Origin of the sequence: Allokutzneria albata (assembly GCF_900103775.1) — a bacterium.
Lineage (GTDB): Bacteria > Actinomycetota > Actinomycetes > Mycobacteriales > Pseudonocardiaceae > Allokutzneria > Allokutzneria albata.
The window spans coordinates 8,320,802-8,338,678 of sequence record NZ_LT629701.1; the positions used below are offsets into that span (position 1 = coordinate 8,320,802).

Sequence of the window (17,877 nt, forward strand, 5' to 3'; positions counted from 1 at the left end):
CGTGCGCAGGCCGCCCGCGGGCACCACTGTCCGCTTCGCCTTGCTGATCGCGTTGGCGGTCGGCGTCACCGTGCTGGTGTACCTCCTGGTGATGCCGCCGGGCATGTTGTTCAACCACAGCGCGCAGATCCGCTGCCAGGTGTCGTCGGGGCTCTACATCGACGGCCAGGACCTCAGTCCCTTCCAGGTGGACCGGATCGACGCGGACGCCCGGCGGTTCCGGGAGTGCATGGCCCAGTACCTGCCGCTGCGCCTGCCGTGGCTTGCCGGTGGTCTGCTCGGGCTCGGCGGGCTGGCCGCGCTGGTCTACTTCTCCTTGCCCCGCTGGCGAATCCGCCGCTTCGGCCTGGCGCGGCCGGACCTCCCGCCGGAGCTGGCGGCCGAGCTGGACGAGCTGGTCGAGCGCGCAGGTCTGCGGCGGGCGCCGGTCTTCCTGGTCGATCCGGTCAACCCGAACTGCGGCGGTGTCGCGTTCGGCACGCGGCGGCGGCCCTACGTGTGCCTCGACGCCGGGCTGGTGACGAGATTCCGCTGGGACCCGGCGTACTTCCGCGTCGTGGTGCTGCACGAGCTGGCGCACCTGCGCAACAACGACGTGCCGGTCACCTACCTCACGATCGCGGTGTGGCGGTCGTTCCTCGTCGTGGGTCTGGTGCCGTTCCTCGCCGCGGTCCTCGACCCGTGGTTGACCAGCCCTTCTCCGTTCACGTCACCGCTTCCGTTGTGGGCCGGCGGATACCTGCTCGAGATCAGCTTCGTTCTCGTTCAGGTCCTCGCCCTGGTGCTGGTGGTCTTGTTGTCCCGCAACGCGGTGCTGCGGTCGCGGGAGTACCACGCCGACGACCGCGTCGCGAGCTGGCTCGGGCGGGCCGAACCGGGCGCGGTGCTGGCCACCGTCCGGGGTTCGAAGCGGTGGTGGGGCGGCCTGGTCGGCAAGCATCCCCTTCCTGGCAAGCGGGTCAGTGCGGTCGCCGAGCCGATTCGCTTGCTGCGACCCGGTTTCTGGGAAGCGGCGGCGGCGGGCGTTGCGATCCAGGTCGCGTGGCGCACCGTCGTTCTCGCGCTGACGAACGTCGGGCAGAGCGGTTCGTTCGCATTGGGGCTGCTGGGAACCGTGTGGGGAGCGGGGATGGCTGCGGTCCTGCTGTTCGCGGGCGCCAGGTTCGCCGCCTTCCGGGCCGGAGGTGGGTCGCCGAGTGTTCTGGTGCTGACCCCGCTCGGCATCACCGCGGGACTGTGGGCGGGCCAGTACGTCGGAGTGTTCAGCGAGCTTCCGGGGCTGACGCTGTTGGAGTCGGCTGTGCTCCTCGCTCTCGTGCTGGTGCTGGCGGCGCTGATGTGGTGGGTGGCGCACTGCGCCGACCTGATTCGTGAGCTGGACCGACCGCGCGCCCGGGTGATCGCGTGGGTTGCGGTGACCGGAACCGTCTTTTCCTTCTGCGCCAGCGGTTTGAGCTGGATGAGCACGCCGTCGATCACCGGTGGCACGCTGGTCGACACCTTGGGGCCGCTGGGCGTTGCCTCGGAGCGGCTGGTCGACAGCGCGCGCTGGACGGTGCTGGACGACGCCCTCAACTCCGTCCTGGGCGCACCGTTCCTGCACCTGTTCATGGGCGCGCCGCTGGTGACGGTCCCGCTGGTGCTGGGCTGGGCGATTCCGTTGCTGCTGAGGCGAAACGAGCCACTGCGCCCAGCGATGTGGGTCGGGCTGGCCGGAGCGGCGCTCTGGCTCGTCGTCGAACTCGTTCTTCGCGGTGCGGCGGGTGTCAGCGTCTCCGACTCTCTGCGGGTGTCCGACGGCTTTCGATGGGTGTTGATCCTGTGGGAGAACAGCGCCCTGGTTCTCTCGCAGTTCGTGGTCGTCGTCGTGTTGACAGCACGGGGCATGCGGGCGGTCACGGCCCTGTTCGGTGCTGCCGTGACGGGGTTGTCGGCAGTGCTGGTGCTGTGGGTGATCCGTTCGATCGAGGGCTGTTTTCCTTCGCTGGTCGTGTTTTCCGGTCGTTGTCCGCAGCCGGTGTCGCCTTCCGTGCCCGCCATCGGTCTCGGCCTGGTCGTGGTGGTCGGAGCGGTCGCGGTGCCGATTGCCTTGCTGCTCGGCCGTTTTCTCGCTCGTGGCGGTTCGGTGGCCGGTTCCGGTGGTCGCCTGACCGTCGCGGCGGTGGCCGGGGCCGTGGTCGTCCTGCTGGCCCTCTACCGGCCGACCGACGGGCCGGGGCCGATCGAGGAGGTGACCGCGGCCGAGCGCGGCGCGCCGCTCGCCGAGCGCGAGCAGGCTCTGCGGACGTGGGCTACCGGAGGCGGAGCCGGACACGTGCTCGCGCTGATGCGGCACTCCGAGGAGTACCGCGAATCGTTGCGGCGCGCGGATTCCAAGGCTTTCCTGCAAGCCTGCTCCGCGCTCGTCACCGCGAGTGAGCAGGCAAGCAGGTTCCCTGTGCCACCGGGCGGGACCAGCTCGCGACTGTGGGCGACGGCGCTGGAGGAGTACCTGGCCGCGGGCGCGATCTGCCGGGACGCCATGACGGGTGCCGACACTCGATCCGACCGGCTGGAGGTCTCCCGGGCGCGCCTGCACAACGCGACCGAACTCCTCCTGACGTTCGGCCAGCCGTTGGTCCGGCGCTAGATGTGCTCCATGACCAGGACGGCGACGGTGCCGGGCTCCAGGGCCTCGTAGAGGTGGGGCACGTCGCCGGGGAAGGACGCGTAGTCACCGGCGGACAGCTCCACCACGTTGTCCACCGGGCCGGTGCGGACCGAGCCCTTGCTGACGACGAAGTGCTCGACCGAGCCGGGGATGTGCGGGTCGGCGTTGCGGACCGAGCCCGGCTCCAGGGTCAGCACGTAGATGTCCCGGCGTGCGCCGGGCGGGCACGCCGAGAGCAGGGTTCCGGTGTACTGCGCCTGCTCGGAGCGCATCACCGGCCCCTCGCCCGCGCGCACCACGCGGACGCGGGGCGTCGGCGGGTCGACGAGCCGGCTGAACGGCACGCCCAGCGCGACGCCGAGCGCCCACAGCGTCTCCACGCTCGGGTTCCCGCTGCCGGACTCCAGTTGCGACAGCGTCGACTTGGCGATGCCCGCGCGCTTGGCCAGCTCGGTCAGCGAGACGCCGACGCGCTCGCGTTCCCGGCGCAGGGCGGCCGCGATGGTCTCCAGTGGCGAGGCGGGATCGGCCACGTGTTCGCTCCAGCGGTCCAGTTGTTCGCCTTGACGAACACTCGATCGAGTGTTCACCATGACAGGCGATGCGTTCGATATGGCGAACAATAGACCGCGGTCTGGTGCGTGACGTAGCCGCCCTGGCCGCAGCCGTTGCCGTGGTGGGCGCGTCCTTCGGGGCGCTCGCCGTCGCGGCCGGAGTCCCGGTGTGGCTGGCCTGCGTGATGTCGCTGCTGGTCTTCGCCGGAGGCTCGCAGTTCATGGTGATCGGCGTGCTGGCCGCGGGCGGCACCCCGGTCGCGGCGGTCGTGGCCGCCCTCCTGCTCAACCTGCGGCACCTGCCGTTCGGCCTGGTGGTCGGGGACCTGCTCGGCCGCAACCGGGCGGCGCAGCTGCTCGGCGCGCACATCATGATCGACGAGTCCGTGGCCTTCGCGATGGCGCAGCGCGACCCCCAGCGCGCCCGCGCCGCCTACTGGCTCTGCGGGATCGCGCTGTTCTGCGCCTGGAACCCGGCCGTGCTGGTCGGCGCCTACCTCGGCGAGGCGATGGGGGACCCGGACACCTTCGGCCTGGACGCGGCCTTCCCCGCCGCGCTGTTCGCGTTGCTCCTGCCCCAGCTGCGCGAGCCCGGGCCCCTGCGGGTGGCGGTGGTCGGCGCCGTGCTCGCCGTCGTGACGACGCCGCTGCTGCCCGCGGGGATCCCCGTGCTGATCGCGCTGCTCGGCGTGGTCTTCGCCCTGCCGCTGCCGAAGAAGCTGGAGCGTGCCCGATGACGCTGACGACCGTGCTCGTGCTGGCCGCGGGCACCTACGCGGTCCGGCTCGGTGGCGTGCTGCTGCGGGAGCGGGTCGCGGTGCCCGAGCACGTGCGCAGGCTGTTCGCTTTGTCCGCTATCGCGCTCCTCGCCGCGTTGTACGCCACCAATGCTTTGGTCGACGGCGAAGGTTTCGCGGGGTGGGCGCGTGCCCTAGGTGTGGGGGCCGGTGCGCTACTCGCGGTGGCCAGGCTGCCGTTCGTCTTCGTGGTCATCGGAGCCGCGTTGACCACTGCTGGCCTGCGCCTCGTCGGTATTACTTAAGAAAGGCATGATTATTACTGAGCGTGGTGAATCAATTCGTAATTTTGTCCATGTTTCCTCTTTTTGAGGGGGTGCCGTACCCTCCCGGCTGACGTGTGGTTACTTTCCACATCACTGTGTCGCCGGTGTCGAGGCCAGGCGACGCCTAGAGAACGACGCCTGTGGAGGCTTCTTCCGTGAGTTCGTCCATAAAGCCCGAGCTCGACGACATCGAGTCGAATGACGGCTATGCCAAGTCGCTGAGCAAGCGCCAAGTCCAGATGATTGCGATCGGCGGCGCCATCGGCGTCGGTCTCTTTCTCGGAGCCGGCGGAAGGCTCGCTTCAGCGGGTCCCGCGCTCATTCTCTCCTACGCCGTGTGCGGCATCGTCGCGTTCTTCGTGATGCGCGCGCTCGGCGAGCTCGTGATGCACCGCCCGGCCTCGGGCAGCTTCGTCGAGTACGCCCGCGAGTTCATCGGCCCGTGGGCCGGCTTCACCTCCGGCTGGCTGTACTGGGTCAACTGGGCGATGACCGGCATCGCCGAGATCACCGCCGTGGCGATCTACGTCTCCCTCTGGGCGCCGGACTTCCCGCGCTGGGCGACCGCGCTGATCACCCTCGTGGTTCTGCTGGGCGTCAACCTGCTCAGCGTGAAGCTGTTCGGTGAGCTGGAGTTCTGGTTCTCCGTCATCAAGGTGACCGCGATCGTGGTCTTCCTCTTCGTCGGCATCAGCCTGGTCATCACCAACGCCGACATGGGTGGCGGTGTCACCGCGAGCATCTCCAACGTCGCCGGGCACGGCGGCCTCTTCCCCGCTGGGTTCGGCGTCGTCTTCATGACCTTCCAGGCGGTCATCTTCGCCTACTCGGCCATCGAGATGGTCGGCATCGCGGCCGGCGAGACCAAGGACGCCAAGTCCGTGCTGCCCAAGGCGATCAACGGCGTCGTCTACCGGATCGGCATCTTCTACGTCGGTTCGGTGCTGCTGCTGACGATGGTCCTGCCCTGGACCCTGTACTCGGCGGAGACGAGCCCGTTCGTCACGGTGTTCTCCCGCCTCGGCTTCGAGCCCGCCGGTCACATCATGAACCTGGTCGTGCTCACCGCCGCGATGTCCTCGTGCAACTCCGGTCTCTACTCGACCGGCCGCATCCTGCGCTCGCTCGCCGACAAGCGCGAGGCCCCGTCCTTCGTGGGCAGGATGAGCGCCCGCCACGTCCCCTACGGCGGCGTCATCTTCACCGCCGTGGTCTACGTGCTCGGCGTGTTCATGAACGCCTACGTGCCGCACGAGGCCTTCGACATCGCGACCTCGGTGGCCTCGCTCGGCGTCATCGCCACCTGGATCACGCTGCTGTACTGCCAGATCAAGCTGAAGCAGAAGGCCGACGCGGGGCAGATCGAGCGTCCCTCGTACCGGATGCCAGGAGCGCCGATCACCAACTGGATCGGCATCGGCTTCCTGGTGCTGGTCGTGGGCTCGATGGGCTTCTCCTCCGGTCCTGAGAAGGTCGCCTTCTACCTGATCCCGGTGCTGGCCGTGGTGCTGTTCGTCGGCTGGAAGCTGGTCAGCGCGCGGCAGGCCAAGGCCGCCTCGCTGATGTCCTCGGCGGAGGACGCGATCTCTGCCGAGCAGGCCCTCGCGGCCTCCTCCAAGCGCAACGACCCCGATGAGGAGAACCAGCCGGTTGGCTGATCTTCAGGGTGAACTCCTAGGCTGGTCGATCGACCGGCCTAGGAGTTTCGTCGTTTCAGGGAGGGATCAGTGGCCACCGCACAGCCTGTCATCGGGGTGCTCGCGCTCCAGGGTGACGTCCGGGAGCACCTGCTCACCCTCGCCGAGTGCGACGTCCTCGCCCGGCCGGTGCGCCGCCCCGAGGAGCTGGCCGAGGTGGACGGCATCGTCATCCCCGGCGGCGAGTCCACCACCATGAGCAGGCTGCTCGAGGTCTTCGAGTTGCTGGAGCCGCTGCGGCAGCGGCTGGCCGACGGCCTGCCCGCCTACGGCTCCTGCGCGGGGATGATCATGCTCGCCAGCAAGGTGCTCGACGGCCGCCCGGACCAGCACCCGCTCGGCGCGGTCGACATGACCGTGCGCCGCAACGCCTTCGGCCGCCAGGTCGACTCCTTCGAGGCCGATCTGGACTTCGCCGGGGTGGGGCCGCTGCACGCGGTGTTCATCCGCGCCCCATGGGTGGAGTCGGCCGGGGCCGGGGTCGAGGTTCTGGCGACCGTGCCGGAGTCCGCGAGCGCCGGGGAGGCCGCCGGTAGGATCGTCGCGGTTCGGCAGGGTTCCGTGCTCGCCACCGCCTTCCACCCGGAGCTCACCGGGGACGGGCGGGTGCACCGGCTGTTCACCGAGATGGTGCGCCGCGCCTGAGCCGGGCGCCCGCCGACGCACCAGAGGACCATCTGCGATCGCCGTCCCGTGACGGCTGGACCTGGAGGAGAGATGAGCGGCCACTCCAAGTGGGCCACCACGAAGCACAAGAAGGCCGCCATCGATGCCAAGCGTGGCAAGCTCTTCGCGAAGCTGATCAAGAACATCGAGGTCGCCGCGCGCACCGGTGGCGGCGACCCCGACGGCAACCCCACGCTCTACGACGCCATCCAGAAGGCCAGGAAGAACTCCGTGCCGCTGGACAACATCCAGCGCGCCGTGAAGCGGGGTTCCGGCGCCGAGGCCGGTGGCGCCGAGTACCAGACGATCATGTACGAGGGCTACGGCCCGAACGGCGTCGCGGTGCTGATCGAGTGCCTGACCGACAACCGCAACCGCGCCGCCGGTGAGGTCCGCACGGCGATGACCCGCAACGGCGGCAACATGGCCGACCCGGGCTCGGTCTCCTACCTGTTCAACCGCAAGGGCGTCGTGCTGCTGCCCAAGGGCGACCTCGGGGAGGACGACGTGCTCGGCGCGGTGCTGGACGCGGGCGCCGAGGAGGTCAACGACCTCGGTGAGAGCTTCGAGGTGATCTCCGAGCCCACCGACCTGGTCGCGGTGCGCACCGCGCTGCAGAAGGCGGACATCGACTACGACTCTGCCGAGGCGAACTTCGTCCCGGACATGAGCGTGCCGGTGGACGCCGAGGGCGCCCGCAAGGTCTTCAAGCTGATCGACGCGCTGGAGGACTGCGACGACGTGCAGAACGTCTACTCCAACGTGGACGTCTCCGACGAGGTCATGGCAGCGCTCGACGCCTGACCCGCTCGCCCCCGCAGAACCGCGCCGGACCCGCGTCCGGCGCGGTTCTCGCTTTCCCGGCCCCACGTCGGCGCACCGAATGAGTCATTCGGTGCATGGGGCATGCCCGCTGTCTGATTTGTCCGATCTGCCCTGGGTCCGCGCGCCCCGATGACGCGTTCGGTGCGTTGAGCGCACTGAATGAGTCATCCGGTGCGCTCAACCACCTGAATGACTCATTCGGTGCGTATGCGGCGTTCGGGTTGGGGGGAGAGTGTGGCAAGGCTGTTACACCACCGGGTGGGGGTCGCCCGGCAGAATGGCGACGTGCCGAGTCTGTCCGTACTCCCCGTGTCACCGTCCGTTTCGCCGTCGAGGGCGGGGGTGGCCCGATGACGCAGCTCGAACAGAGCGAGGAGCAGCTGCGGCAGTGGCTGCTGGAGACCACCGAGGCGCACGGTGTCGCGGTGATCCAGATCGAGGGGGAGGACCACCCGCCGTACGCGTTCTCGGTCGGGGCGTGGCGCCGGTTCGGGCTGGCGGAGGTGGTGGTGATCGGGCTGCCCCCGGAGGTCTCCCAGGTCGTGATCAACGACTACGTGGGCCGGGCGAGCGCGGGGGAGCGGTTCGCGCCGGGCGGGATCCACGGCGGGTTCCTGGTGGACTGCCCGGTCACCTTCGAGCGGGTGGCCAAGCCGTACTACCCGCAGTTCTTCGGCAGCGCCTTCCTGTTGCACCCCAACGGTGACTTCCCCGCGGTGCAGATGATCGCGCGCACCCCGGACGGCCACTGGCCCTGGTCGGCCGACGCGCCGCCCGGCTTCGCCGAGTACCAGCCGGTGCTCACCGATTCGGGATCCCCCGAAAGTTGGACTCCCGGCGTCGACGGTCCCTGACGCTGGCGCCTCATTCGAACATGTGTTCGAATGAGGTTGTCCAGTGAGGGAGATGGAGTCGATGTGTGACATGTGCGACGGCGCCTCGGTCGAGGACGTGCGCAGACAACTGATGCGGAGGGTCGCCGAGCACGACTTCTCGATGGTCGCGGTCCAGGGGGAGCACGATCCCTACCGGGGCCGCAGCCATCCCGGGTTCGTGTACTCGGTGGGGCTGTGGTGCATGCACCGCGCGCCCGAGGTGCTGGTGATCGCACCACGCGCCCTGGCGGCGGAACTGGTGCAGTGCTACGCGGAGCGGATCATCGCGGGGGAGACGTTCGAGCCCGGCGTCGGCTACGACGGCTTCTTCGACGGCTATCCGGTGATGTTCGAGTTCGTCGGTCCACGCCACTACCCGGAGTGGCTGGCGTCCGGGTTCTTCCTGTACCCGGACGGGGAGTTCCCGGTGCTGCAGATGCTCTGGCCGGACGAGGACCGGGTGTGGCCGTGGCAGAGCGGCGCCGACCCGAGGGTCCGCGCGGCGCAGCCGGTGCTCACCGACAGCGGTGTGCCCGAGACCTGGCTGTCCGGGGTCACCGGGCCCTAGGCCGGTACCGGAGAGCGTGTCCCTCGGTCGCCCGGTCCCATCCGCCCCGTAAGGTTTCGAACGAGTGTTCGGCCGAGGGCGGGAGTGGTGGCGTGCGGGTGCTGGGGGTCGACCCGGGACTGACCCGGTGCGGGCTCGCCGTCGTCGACGGCGGCACCGGCCGATCGGTGCGCTTCGTCGACGTCGGTGTGGTGCGCACCCCGGCCGAGCTGGACCTCGCGCGCCGGCTGCTGCTGGTGGCCGAGGGCGTCGAGGAGTGGCTGGACCGGCACCGCCCGCAGGTCGTGGCCATCGAACGGGTCTTCAGCCAGAACAACGTCAGCACCGTGATCGGCACCGCGCAGGCCGCCGGTGTGGTGGCGCTGTCCGCCGCCCGCCGCGGCCTGCCGGTGCACTTCCACACGCCGAGCGAGATGAAGACGGCGGTCACCGGCTCCGGCCGCGCGGACAAGGCACAGGTCACCGCGATGGTCACCAGGGTGCTCGGGCTCGCGGAGCCGCCGCGGCCCGCCGACGCCGCGGACGCGCTCGGGCTGGCCATCTGCCACCTGTGGCGCTCGCCGATGCAGTCCCGGCTCTCCGAGGCCAAGGCACGCGCGGCGGAGCTGGCCCGCGCGCACCAGGCGCGGCTGCGGACCGCGGCGCGGACCGGGACGGGTAAGTTGCGCGCCGCCACCCCGACAAGGCTCGACCCCGCGAGCGGGTCTTCGGTGGCCGAGCGCGAGCAGAACAGGAAAGGGACCACGCGGTGATCTCCTCGGTACGCGGCACGGTGCTCTCGGTCGGCCTTGACCACGCCGTGGTCGAGGTCGGCGGCGTCGGGCTCGCCGTGCACACCATCCCGGCGACCCTGGCCACCCTCCGCAGGGGTGAGGAGGCGCAGCTCGCCACGACGCTGGTGGTGCGCGAGGACTCGCTGACCCTCTACGGCTTCGCCGACGCCGACGCACGGATGTTGTTCGGGCTGCTGCAGACCGTCTCCGGGGTCGGCCCGCGGCTGGCGCTGTCCGCGCTGGCGGTGCTGGAGCCGGACGCGCTCTGCCGCGCGCTGGCCGACGGCAACGTCACCACGCTCACCCAGGTCCCCGGCATCGGCCGCAAGGGCGCGGAGCGGTTGATCATCGAACTGCGGGACAAGGTCGGCTCGCTCACCCCGGCGACCACGGTGGCCGCCGCCCCCGCCGCCGACCAGTCGCGGTCGCAGGTGACCGAGGCGCTGGCCGGACTCGGCTTCACCGCCAAGCAGGCCGAGCAGGCCGTCGAGTCGGTGCTCGCCGACGGCGGTGCCGACCTGGACACCCCCGCGCTGCTGCGCAAGGCGCTGGCCACGCTCGGCCGCAAGCGGTAGGCAGGCGGCGTGACGGACTTCAGCGGATACGGCGGCGGTCACACCGACATGGACCCGCACGCGGCGCCCGCCGAGCACGACCTGGAGACCAGCCTCCGCCCGCGCACCCTGGACGAGTTCGTCGGCCAGCACCGGGTGCGCGAGCAGCTGGAACTGGTGCTGACCGGGGCGCTGCGCCGCGGCTCGCCGCCGGACCACGTGCTGCTGTCCGGCCCGCCCGGTCTGGGCAAGACCAGCCTCGCGATGATCATCGCCGCCGAGCTGGGCAGCGCGCTGCGGGTCACCTCGGGACCCGCCCTGGAGCGCGCGGGCGACCTGGCGTCGATGCTGTCCAACCTCTCCGAGGGCGATGTGCTGTTCATCGACGAGATCCACCGCATCGCCCGGCCCGCCGAGGAGATGCTCTACCTGGCGATGGAGGACTTCCGGGTCGACGTCGTCGTCGGCAAGGGGCCGGGGGCGACCAGCATCCCGCTGGAGATCGCGCCGTTCACCCTGGTCGGGGCCACCACCAGGTCCGGGGCGCTGACCGGCCCGCTGCGCGACCGGTTCGGCTTCACCGCGCACATGGAGTTCTACGTGCCGTCCGAGCTGGAGCGGGTCCTGCGCCGGGCCGCGGGCATCCTCGGCGTGGACCTGCGGCCGGACGGCGCGCACGAGATCGCCCGGCGCTCGCGCGGCACCCCCCGGATCGCCAACCGGCTGCTGCGCCGGGTCCGCGACTACGCCGAGGTGCGCGCCGACGGCGCGGTGACGCTGGAGGTGGCGCGGGCCGCGCTGAAGGTCTACGACGTCGACGACCTCGGCCTGGACCGGCTGGACCGGGCCGTGCTGGGCGCGCTGGTGCGCTCCTTCGGCGGCGGTCCGGTCGGTGTCTCGACACTGGCCGTCGCGGTCGGCGAGGAACCAGCTACCGTGGAAGAGGTCTGTGAGCCCTACCTGGTGCGGGCGGGCATGCTCGCACGGACCCCCCGCGGCAGGGTGGCCACCGCGCTCGCGTGGCGGCACCTGGGCGTGGAACCCCCGGCCTCGGCCCCGGGCGAACAGCTACCCCTCCCGGTCGACGGCCAGGGGCGTGGCACACTCGGGACCGAGAGAACCGAATAAATCGGACGTTGACGACACCCAGGCGGCGAGCGCGCCGCCGGAGACGAGAACGATGGATATCTCCTCCTTCATCCTTCCTCTGATGCTCGTGGTCCTTGCGCTGCCGCTGTTCCTCAGCGCGCGCAAGCAGAAGAAGGTGTACGCGGAGATGCAGCAGCTGCAGAACTCGCTCGGTCCCGGCGACCGCGTGATGACCAGCTCCGGCCTGTACGCCACCGTGGTGGACGCCACCGACGACACCACCATCGAGCTGGAGTTGGCCCCCGGCGTGCACACCACCTGGCTGCGCCAGGCGATCCGCGAGAAGGTCCAGGACCAGGTCGAGGACGCCGCCGAGGTGACCGAGGACGAGGTCGAGGCCGAGTCGAAGGCCGAGGTCGCGGCGCCGCTGGAAGAGCAGAAGAACAAGTAGGACAAACAGAGCAACCGCCACGCGGCCGTGCGAGGCGGTCGGTCCGACGCTATATGCTGCGCCCCCACCGCCTTTTTTCCGAGGCGGTGGGGGCTGCGTCGTCTAGCAGAGCTGTGAGCCGATCCTGACTTCACAGCTTCCACACACGTGCTTGAGGAGATCGACCTACCGTGGCACCTCCGGCTGGGCATATTCGTCCAGGGCGATACCTTGGCGCATTCATCCTGATCGTCGGCTTTCTCTACTCCCTGGTGTTCTTCACCGGGGACGGCAGGCCGGTCCCCAAACTGGGCATCGATCTCCAGGGTGGCACCAGGGTCACGCTCACCGTGCGCTCGACGGACGGCGCGCAGCCGCCCCCGGAGTCCATCGACCGGGCCCGGCAGATCATCGAACAGCGCGTCAACGGCATCGGCGTCAGCGGCGCCGAGGTGGTCCGGGACGGCAACAACCTGGTCATCACGGTGCCGGGGGAGCGCGGTGACGAGGCCAAGACCCTCGGCAGGACCGCGGACCTGAACTTCCGCGCCGTGCTGCAGGCCGTGCCGAACCAGCCGCTCCCGCCGCAGACCCCGCCCACCAGCGGTCAGCAGCCGCCCGCCTCCGGGACGCCGCCGACCACGACGCCGCCGCCGAACGCGGGCGCGGGCACCACCACCCCGAAGCCGCAGGGCCGCCCGGCCCCGGCCGCGGAGCAGCAGCCCGCCCCGAACCCGGGTGCCAACTCCGATGTGGTCGCCAAGGCCCGCGCGCTGCGGCAGAGCGAGGACCCGCAGGTGCAGGCCCAGGCGCTGGCGCAGCTGGACTGCGCGGCGCCGGACCCGCTGCGCGGCCTGGACAAGCCGGAGCTGCCGCTGGTCACCTGCAGCGACGACAACTCCGAGAAGTTCGTGCTCGGCAAGGTGTTCCTGCCGGGCCGGGAGATCGCCGACGCGGCAGCGGGCCAGGACCAGAACAGCCCCGGCTACGTCATCTCCGTGAACTTCCGCGCCGCGGGCAGCGACATCTGGAGCAAGTTCACCTCCGCCAACGTCGGCAAGCGCGCCGCGTTCGTGCTGGACGGCCGGGTGGTCTCGGCGCCGAACATCAACGAGCCGATCCTCGGCGGCAACACCCAGATCAGCGGCCGGTTCACCCTGCAGGAGGCTCAGGACCTGGCCAACATCCTCAAGTACGGCTCGCTGCCGCTGGCCTTCGACCAGTCCGAGGCCGAGACGGTCTCGGCGACCCTGGGCCTGGCCTCGATGCAGGCGGGCCTGATCGCCGGCGCCATCGGCCTGGTGCTGGTCTTCGGCTACTGCATGTTCTACTACCGCGCCCTCGGCGTGCTCACCGTGCTCTCGCTGGCACTGGCCGCCGCGGTGATCTACTCGGTGCTGGTGCTGCTGGGCCGGTGGATCGGCTTCACCCTGGACCTCGCGGGCATCGCCGGGTTCATCGTGGCGATCGGTATCACCGCGGACTCGTTCATCGTGTTCTTCGAACGGCTCAAGGACGAGGTCCGCGAGGGCCGCAGCTTCCGCAGCGCGGTCCCGCGCGGCTGGATCCGCGCCCGGCGCACGATCCTGTCCGCCGACGCGGTCAGCTTCCTGGCCGCGGCCGTGCTCTACATCCTGGCCGTCGGCCAGGTGAAGGGCTTCGCGTTCACCCTGGGCATGTCCACCGTGCTCGACCTCGTCGTCGTGTTCCTGGTGACCCACCCGCTGGTGGCGCTGGCGTCCAAGTCCAAGCTGCTGTCCAAGCCCTCGTGGTCCGGGCTCGGCGAGGCGCACCGCACCGCGGCCGCTGGCCGCTCGATGGCCAAGACGTCCGGCGCGCCGGCCGCGAAGGGGGTCTGACGTGACCACTCCCGACAAGCCCGCAGAGACCCAGGTCGCCGAGCCGGACGGCAAGCGGCCCAGCGTCTTCAACCGGCTCTACCTGGGCAACGGCGCCTTCGACATCGTCGGCTCGCGCCGCCGCTGGTACGTGGTGACCTCGCTGATCTTCCTGGTCTGCCTGGGGTCGATCTTCTTCCGCGGCTTCAACCTGGGCATCGACTTCGTCGGCGGCACCAAGATCCAGATGCCCGCCGCCGGGGTGAGCAAGCAGATCACCAGCGACGAGGTGAAGTCGGTCTTCACCGAGGCGCTGGGCTCCGAGCCGTCGACCGTGCAGGTCGCGGGCACCGGCGCCAGCCAGCAGGTGCTGATCCGGTCCGAGACGCTCAACGCGGAGCAGGTCGGCAAGGTCAAGACCGCGCTGGCCGACAAGCTCCGGCCGCAGGGCGGCCTCCAGGCGATCAGCGACAGCGCGGTCAGCGGCTCCTGGGGCGGGGAGATCACCACCCAGGCGATCATCGCCCTGATCGTGTTCCTGGTGCTGGTGACGATCTTCCTCGCCGGGTACTTCGAACGCTGGATGGCCGTCTCCGCGCTGGTGGCGCTGATCTTCGACACCACCGTCACCGCGGGCGTGTACTCCATCGTCGGCTTCGAGATGACGCCGGGAACGATCATCGGTCTGCTGACGATCCTCGGGTTCTCCCTCTACGACACCGTGGTCGTCTTCGACAAGGTCAAGGAGAACACCAGGGGCATCCTGGGCCTGACCCGGCGCACCTACGCGGAGGCGTCGAACCTGGCGCTGAACCAGACGCTGATGCGGTCGCTGAACACCTCGCTGATCGCGGTGCTGCCGGTGCTCGGCCTGCTGGTGATCGGCGTCGGTGTGCTCGGCGTCGGCACCCTGAAGGACCTGGCGCTGGTCCAGATGACCGGCATGATCGCCGGTGCGTTCTCCTCGATCTTCCTGGCCACCCCGCTGCTGGTGGACCTGAAGCTGACCGAGCCGCGCGTGCGCCAGCAGGCGGAGCGGGTCGCCGCCCGCCGGGCCAACCAGGCCCGCAAGGCCTCGGGCGAGACCGGTGTCGACGCAAGCGACGAGGAGTCGCTGAACGCGGAGCTGCGCAAGGAGGCGGCCTACGCCGCGGCGGCGGGCGTGCCCGCGCGCACCGGCAAGGGTCCGGAGTCGCGCAAGGTCCGTCCCACCGGCAAGACCGCCGGGCGGCCCTCGGGCAAGAAGCGCAGGTGAGCCCGGAGCTGGAGCGGGTCAGCGGGCTGATCCGGGAGGTCGCGGACTTCCCCCAACCGGGGGTGCTCTTCCGCGACCTCAGCCCGCTGCTCGCCGACGCCGAGGGCTTCCGGGTGGTGGTCGAGGAGATGGCCGCCCACGGAGCGGACGCGGACGTGGTGGTCGGCATCGAGGCCAGGGGTTTCCTGCTCGGTGCCGCCCTCGCGCTCCGGCTCGGCCTCGGCGTGGTCGGGGTGCGCAAGCCGGGCAAGCTGCCCGCGGTCGCGCATCGGATCGATTACGCCTTGGAGTACGGAACGGCCACGCTGGAACTGCCCGAGGCCGCGCTGCGGCCGGGCTCGCGGGCCCTGGTGGTGGACGACGTGCTGGCCACCGGGGGAACTGTCGAGGCCGCCTGCGCGTTGGTCGAGCATGCGGAAGCCGAGGTCAGTGCCGTTTCGGTGGTCATGGAGCTGGCCGCGCTGAACGGTCGGGGCCGACTGGCCGGGCGGAAGGTGCGGTCGCTGCTCACCGTGTGAGAACGGTTGTTCGACGTATCACGATCAGTTCTTGCGATGTACTGGTGAAAGGACGCCGCCCGGCGGCGTTATCCTCGTCTTTCCGGGTCGGGTGGGTTTCCCCCGCCCGGAACAGCGCAGTGCGACAGCGGGGAGAACGCGGTGAGCCAAGAAGTCGAATCCGCTTCCACGGTGGCGCAACCGGTGCCGGCCGAGCGGGCGCCGTCGGCGACCCGGCGCGTGCGGGCGCGGCTGGCGCGCCGCATCACCGCCCAGCGCGCCACCTCGGTCAAGCAGGTGCTGGAGCCGCTGGCCGCGGTGCACCGGGAGCTGCACCCCAAGGCCGACCTGGCGCTGCTGCAGCGCGCCTACGACGTGGCCGAGGAGAAGCACCGCCACCAGCGCCGCAAGTCCGGTGACCCCTACATCACCCACCCGCTGGCCGTCGCGACGATCCTGGCCGAACTGGGCATGGACACCACGACGCTGGTGGCCGCGCTGCTGCACGACACGGTCGAGGACACCGACTACTCCCTCGACCAGCTGCGCGAGGACTTCGGCGACGTGGTCGCGCACCTGGTCGACGGCGTCACCAAGCTGGACAAGGTCAAGCTGGGCGCGGCCGCCGAGGCGGAGACCATCCGCAAGATGGTGATCGCGATGGCCCGCGACCCCCGGGTGCTGGTGATCAAGCTCTCCGACCGCCTGCACAACATGCGCACCATGCGCTTCCTGCCGCCGGAGAAGCAGGCCCGCAAGGCGCGGGAGACCCTGGAGGTGCTCTCCCCGCTGGCCCACCGCCTCGGCATGGCCACGGTGAAGTGGGAGCTGGAGGACCTGGCCTTCGCCATCCTGCAGCCGAAGAAGTACGACGAGATCGTGCGGTTGGTGGCCAACCGCGCGCCCTCGCGGGACACCTACCTGCGCACGGTGATCGCGGAGATCTCGGCCAACCTGGACGGCGCGCGGATCGTGGCGAAGGTGGAGGGCAGGCCGAAGCACTACTACTCCATCCACCAGAAGATGATCGTCCGCGGCCGCGACTTCGACGACATCCACGACCTGGTCGGCGTGCGCATCCAGGTGGACGAGGTGCGCGACTGCTACGCGGCCATGGGCGTGGTGCACGCGCTGTGGCAGCCGATGCCCGGCCGCTTCAAGGACTACATCGCCCAGCCGCGCTTCGGCGTCTACCAGTCGCTGCACACCACGGTGATCGGCCCGGACGGCAAACCGCTGGAAGTGCAGATCCGCACGCACGAGATGCACCGCACCGCGGAGTACGGCATCGCGGCGCACTGGCGGTACAAGGAGACCAAGGGCTCGCACGCCGGTCGCTCCGTCGAGGTCGACGAGATGGCGTGGATGCGCCAGCTGCTGGACTGGCAGCGGGAGGCCGCCGACCCCGGTGAGTTCCTGGAGTCGCTGCGCTACGAGCTGGCCGGGCGGGAGATCTTCGTCTTCACGCCCAAGGGCGACGTGATCACGCTGCCCGCGGGCTCCACCCCGGTGGACTTCGCCTACGCCGTGCACACCGAGGTCGGTCACCGCTGCATCGGCGCGCGGGTCAACGGCCGCCTCGTCGCACTGGAGCGCAAGCTCGAGAACGGTGAGGTCATCGAGATCTTCACCTCCAAGGCCGAGGGCGCGGGCCCGTCGCGGGACTGGCTGTCCTTCGCCGCGTCGCCCAGGGCCAAGGCGAAGATCAAGCAGTGGTTCGCCAAGGAGCGCCGCGAGGAGGCGATCGAGGCGGGCAAGGACGCCATCGCCAAGGAGGTGCGCCGCGTCGGCCTGCCGATGCAGCGCCTGGTGTCGGTGGACTCGATGACCGCACTCGCCCGCGAGCTGCGCTACCACGACGTCAGCTCGCTCTACGCCGCCGTCGGCGAGGGCCACGTCGGCGGGCGGTACGTGGTGCAGCGGCTGCTCGCGGTGCTCGGCGGGGTCGAGCACGCCGAGGAGGAGCTGGCCGACCGGTCCACGCCGTCCACGGTGCAGCGGCGCCGCGGCACGGACGCGGGCGTGGTGGTCAAGGGCGTCACCGACGTGTGGGTGAAGCTGGCCCGGTGCTGCACCCCGGTGCCCGGCGACCAGATCCTGGGCTTCGTCACCCGCGGCGGCGGGGTCAGCGTGCACCGCACGGACTGCACCAACGCCGACGAGCTGCAGTCCTCCCCGGAGCGGCTGCTCGAGGTGGAGTGGGCACCCTCGGCCTCCTCGATGTTCCTGGTGTCCATCCAGGTCGAGGCGCTGGACCGGCACCGCCTGCTCTCGGACGTGACGAAGGTGTTGGCGGATGAGCGGGTGAACATCCTGTCGGCGTCGGTGACCACCTCGCGGGACCGGGTCGCGGTGAGCCGGTTCGCCTTCGAGATGGGCGACCCCAAGCACCTCGGTCACGTGCTCAAGGTCGTCCGCAACGTCGAGGGCGTCTACGACGTGTACCGGGTGACCTCGGCCTCCTGAGCCACCGAGAAACCGCGTGTGCTCTTCGGCGGATGCGGACGGTACCCCCTGACCAAGGCGGGGTACCGCACCAGAAC

Annotated in this window: 17 protein-coding genes; 16 read left to right on the plus strand and 1 reads right to left on the minus strand. The window is 70.3% G+C overall.

All coding sequences use genetic code 11. The features are described from left to right. Position 1: 1 nt before the first annotated feature. Positions 2-2,629, plus strand: coding sequence for a M48 family metalloprotease (locus tag BLT28_RS38245; RefSeq protein ID WP_030430146.1), 2,628 nt, complete (start codon positions 2-4; stop codon positions 2,627-2,629). On the opposite strand, the gene BLT28_RS38250 is transcribed toward BLT28_RS38245, so the two are convergent. After that, on the minus strand, positions 2,626-3,183 hold the full coding sequence (locus tag BLT28_RS38250) for a helix-turn-helix domain-containing protein (protein WP_030430145.1): 558 nt from the start codon (positions 3,181-3,183) through the stop codon (positions 2,626-2,628). The genes BLT28_RS38245 and BLT28_RS38250 overlap by 4 nt on opposite strands. A gap of 104 nt (positions 3,184-3,287) precedes the next feature. Here BLT28_RS38250 and BLT28_RS38255 point away from each other — a divergent pair, with 104 nt between their 5' ends. From BLT28_RS38255 to BLT28_RS38325, 15 genes are all read left to right on the plus strand, one after another. After that, a complete protein-coding gene (locus BLT28_RS38255; protein ID WP_322788481.1) occupies positions 3,288-3,941 on the plus strand; it encodes an AzlC family ABC transporter permease in 654 nt (217 codons plus the stop codon). Continuing rightward, positions 3,938-4,246: an AzlD domain-containing protein gene (locus tag BLT28_RS38260; protein WP_030430143.1), complete on the plus strand. Its 309-nt coding sequence runs from the start codon at positions 3,938-3,940 to the stop codon at positions 4,244-4,246. Before BLT28_RS38255 ends, BLT28_RS38260 begins: the two co-directional genes overlap by 4 nt. A 260-nt stretch (positions 4,247-4,506) precedes the next feature. Beyond that, positions 4,507-5,925: an amino acid permease gene (locus BLT28_RS38265; RefSeq protein WP_081900370.1), complete on the plus strand. Its 1,419-nt coding sequence runs from the start codon at positions 4,507-4,509 to the stop codon at positions 5,923-5,925. 69 nt (positions 5,926-5,994) lie between these two features. Next, positions 5,995-6,609 carry a pyridoxal 5'-phosphate synthase glutaminase subunit PdxT gene (pdxT, locus tag BLT28_RS38270; protein ID WP_030430141.1) on the plus strand — a complete coding sequence of 205 codons (615 nt, stop codon included), beginning with the start codon at positions 5,995-5,997 and terminating at the stop codon, positions 6,607-6,609. Positions 6,610-6,681: 72 nt separating this feature from the next. Continuing rightward, positions 6,682-7,434: a YebC/PmpR family DNA-binding transcriptional regulator gene (locus tag BLT28_RS38275; protein WP_030430140.1), complete on the plus strand. Its 753-nt coding sequence runs from the start codon at positions 6,682-6,684 to the stop codon at positions 7,432-7,434. 371 nt (positions 7,435-7,805) lie between these two features. Further along, the gene (locus tag BLT28_RS38280; protein WP_030430139.1) at positions 7,806-8,309 is read left to right on the plus strand and encodes a DUF4262 domain-containing protein; all 504 of its coding nucleotides are present in this window, start codon (positions 7,806-7,808) and stop codon (positions 8,307-8,309) included. 52 nt (positions 8,310-8,361) lie between these two features. After that, entirely contained in the window at positions 8,362-8,898 is a 537-nt protein-coding gene (locus BLT28_RS38285) for a DUF4262 domain-containing protein (protein WP_052407425.1), read from the plus strand. Between the two features lie 92 nt (positions 8,899-8,990). Beyond that, complete coding sequence (gene ruvC / locus BLT28_RS38290; RefSeq protein ID WP_081900359.1) at positions 8,991-9,650, plus strand: crossover junction endodeoxyribonuclease RuvC; 660 nt, start codon at positions 8,991-8,993, stop codon at positions 9,648-9,650. Next, positions 9,647-10,246 (plus strand): Holliday junction branch migration protein RuvA, encoded by a 600-nt coding sequence (gene ruvA / locus BLT28_RS38295; protein WP_030430136.1) that lies wholly within the window; start codon positions 9,647-9,649, stop codon positions 10,244-10,246. Before ruvC ends, ruvA begins: the two co-directional genes overlap by 4 nt. 48 nt (positions 10,247-10,294) lie before the next feature. Beyond that, complete coding sequence (gene ruvB / locus BLT28_RS38300; protein ID WP_081900369.1) at positions 10,295-11,353, plus strand: Holliday junction branch migration DNA helicase RuvB; 1,059 nt, start codon at positions 10,295-10,297, stop codon at positions 11,351-11,353. Positions 11,354-11,411: 58 nt separating this feature from the next. After that, entirely contained in the window at positions 11,412-11,765 is a 354-nt protein-coding gene (gene yajC, locus BLT28_RS38305; protein WP_156051036.1) for a preprotein translocase subunit YajC, read from the plus strand. 170 nt (positions 11,766-11,935) lie between these two features. Further along, entirely contained in the window at positions 11,936-13,603 is a 1,668-nt protein-coding gene (secD, locus tag BLT28_RS38310) for a protein translocase subunit SecD (protein ID WP_030430133.1), read from the plus strand. Between the two features lies 1 nt (position 13,604). Continuing rightward, complete coding sequence (gene secF, locus BLT28_RS38315) at positions 13,605-14,837, plus strand: protein translocase subunit SecF (protein WP_030430132.1); 1,233 nt, start codon at positions 13,605-13,607, stop codon at positions 14,835-14,837. Continuing rightward, positions 14,834-15,355 carry an adenine phosphoribosyltransferase gene (locus BLT28_RS38320; protein ID WP_030430131.1) on the plus strand — a complete coding sequence of 174 codons (522 nt, stop codon included), beginning with the start codon at positions 14,834-14,836 and terminating at the stop codon, positions 15,353-15,355. The genes secF and BLT28_RS38320 overlap by 4 nt, the downstream gene beginning before the upstream one ends. A 141-nt stretch (positions 15,356-15,496) precedes the next feature. Further along, entirely contained in the window at positions 15,497-17,800 is a 2,304-nt protein-coding gene (locus BLT28_RS38325) for a RelA/SpoT family protein (RefSeq protein WP_030430130.1), read from the plus strand. The last annotated feature ends 77 nt before the right edge of the window (positions 17,801-17,877 follow it).

What these genes read in the sequence shown, in the direction of transcription:
- BLT28_RS38260 (WP_030430143.1), top strand. Translation starts at nt 3,938, where the DNA reads ATGACGCTGACGACCGTGCTCGTGCTGGCCGCGGGCACCTACGCGGTC.
- BLT28_RS38265 (WP_081900370.1), top strand. Translation starts at nt 4,507, where the DNA reads ATGATTGCGATCGGCGGCGCCATCGGCGTCGGTCTCTTTCTCGGAGCC.
- BLT28_RS38275 (WP_030430140.1), top strand. Translation starts at nt 6,682, where the DNA reads ATGAGCGGCCACTCCAAGTGGGCCACCACGAAGCACAAGAAGGCCGCC.
- BLT28_RS38280 (WP_030430139.1), top strand. Translation starts at nt 7,806, where the DNA reads ATGACGCAGCTCGAACAGAGCGAGGAGCAGCTGCGGCAGTGGCTGCTG.
- BLT28_RS38285 (WP_052407425.1), top strand. Translation starts at nt 8,362, where the DNA reads ATGGAGTCGATGTGTGACATGTGCGACGGCGCCTCGGTCGAGGACGTG.
- ruvB (WP_081900369.1), top strand. Translation starts at nt 10,295, where the DNA reads ATGGACCCGCACGCGGCGCCCGCCGAGCACGACCTGGAGACCAGCCTC.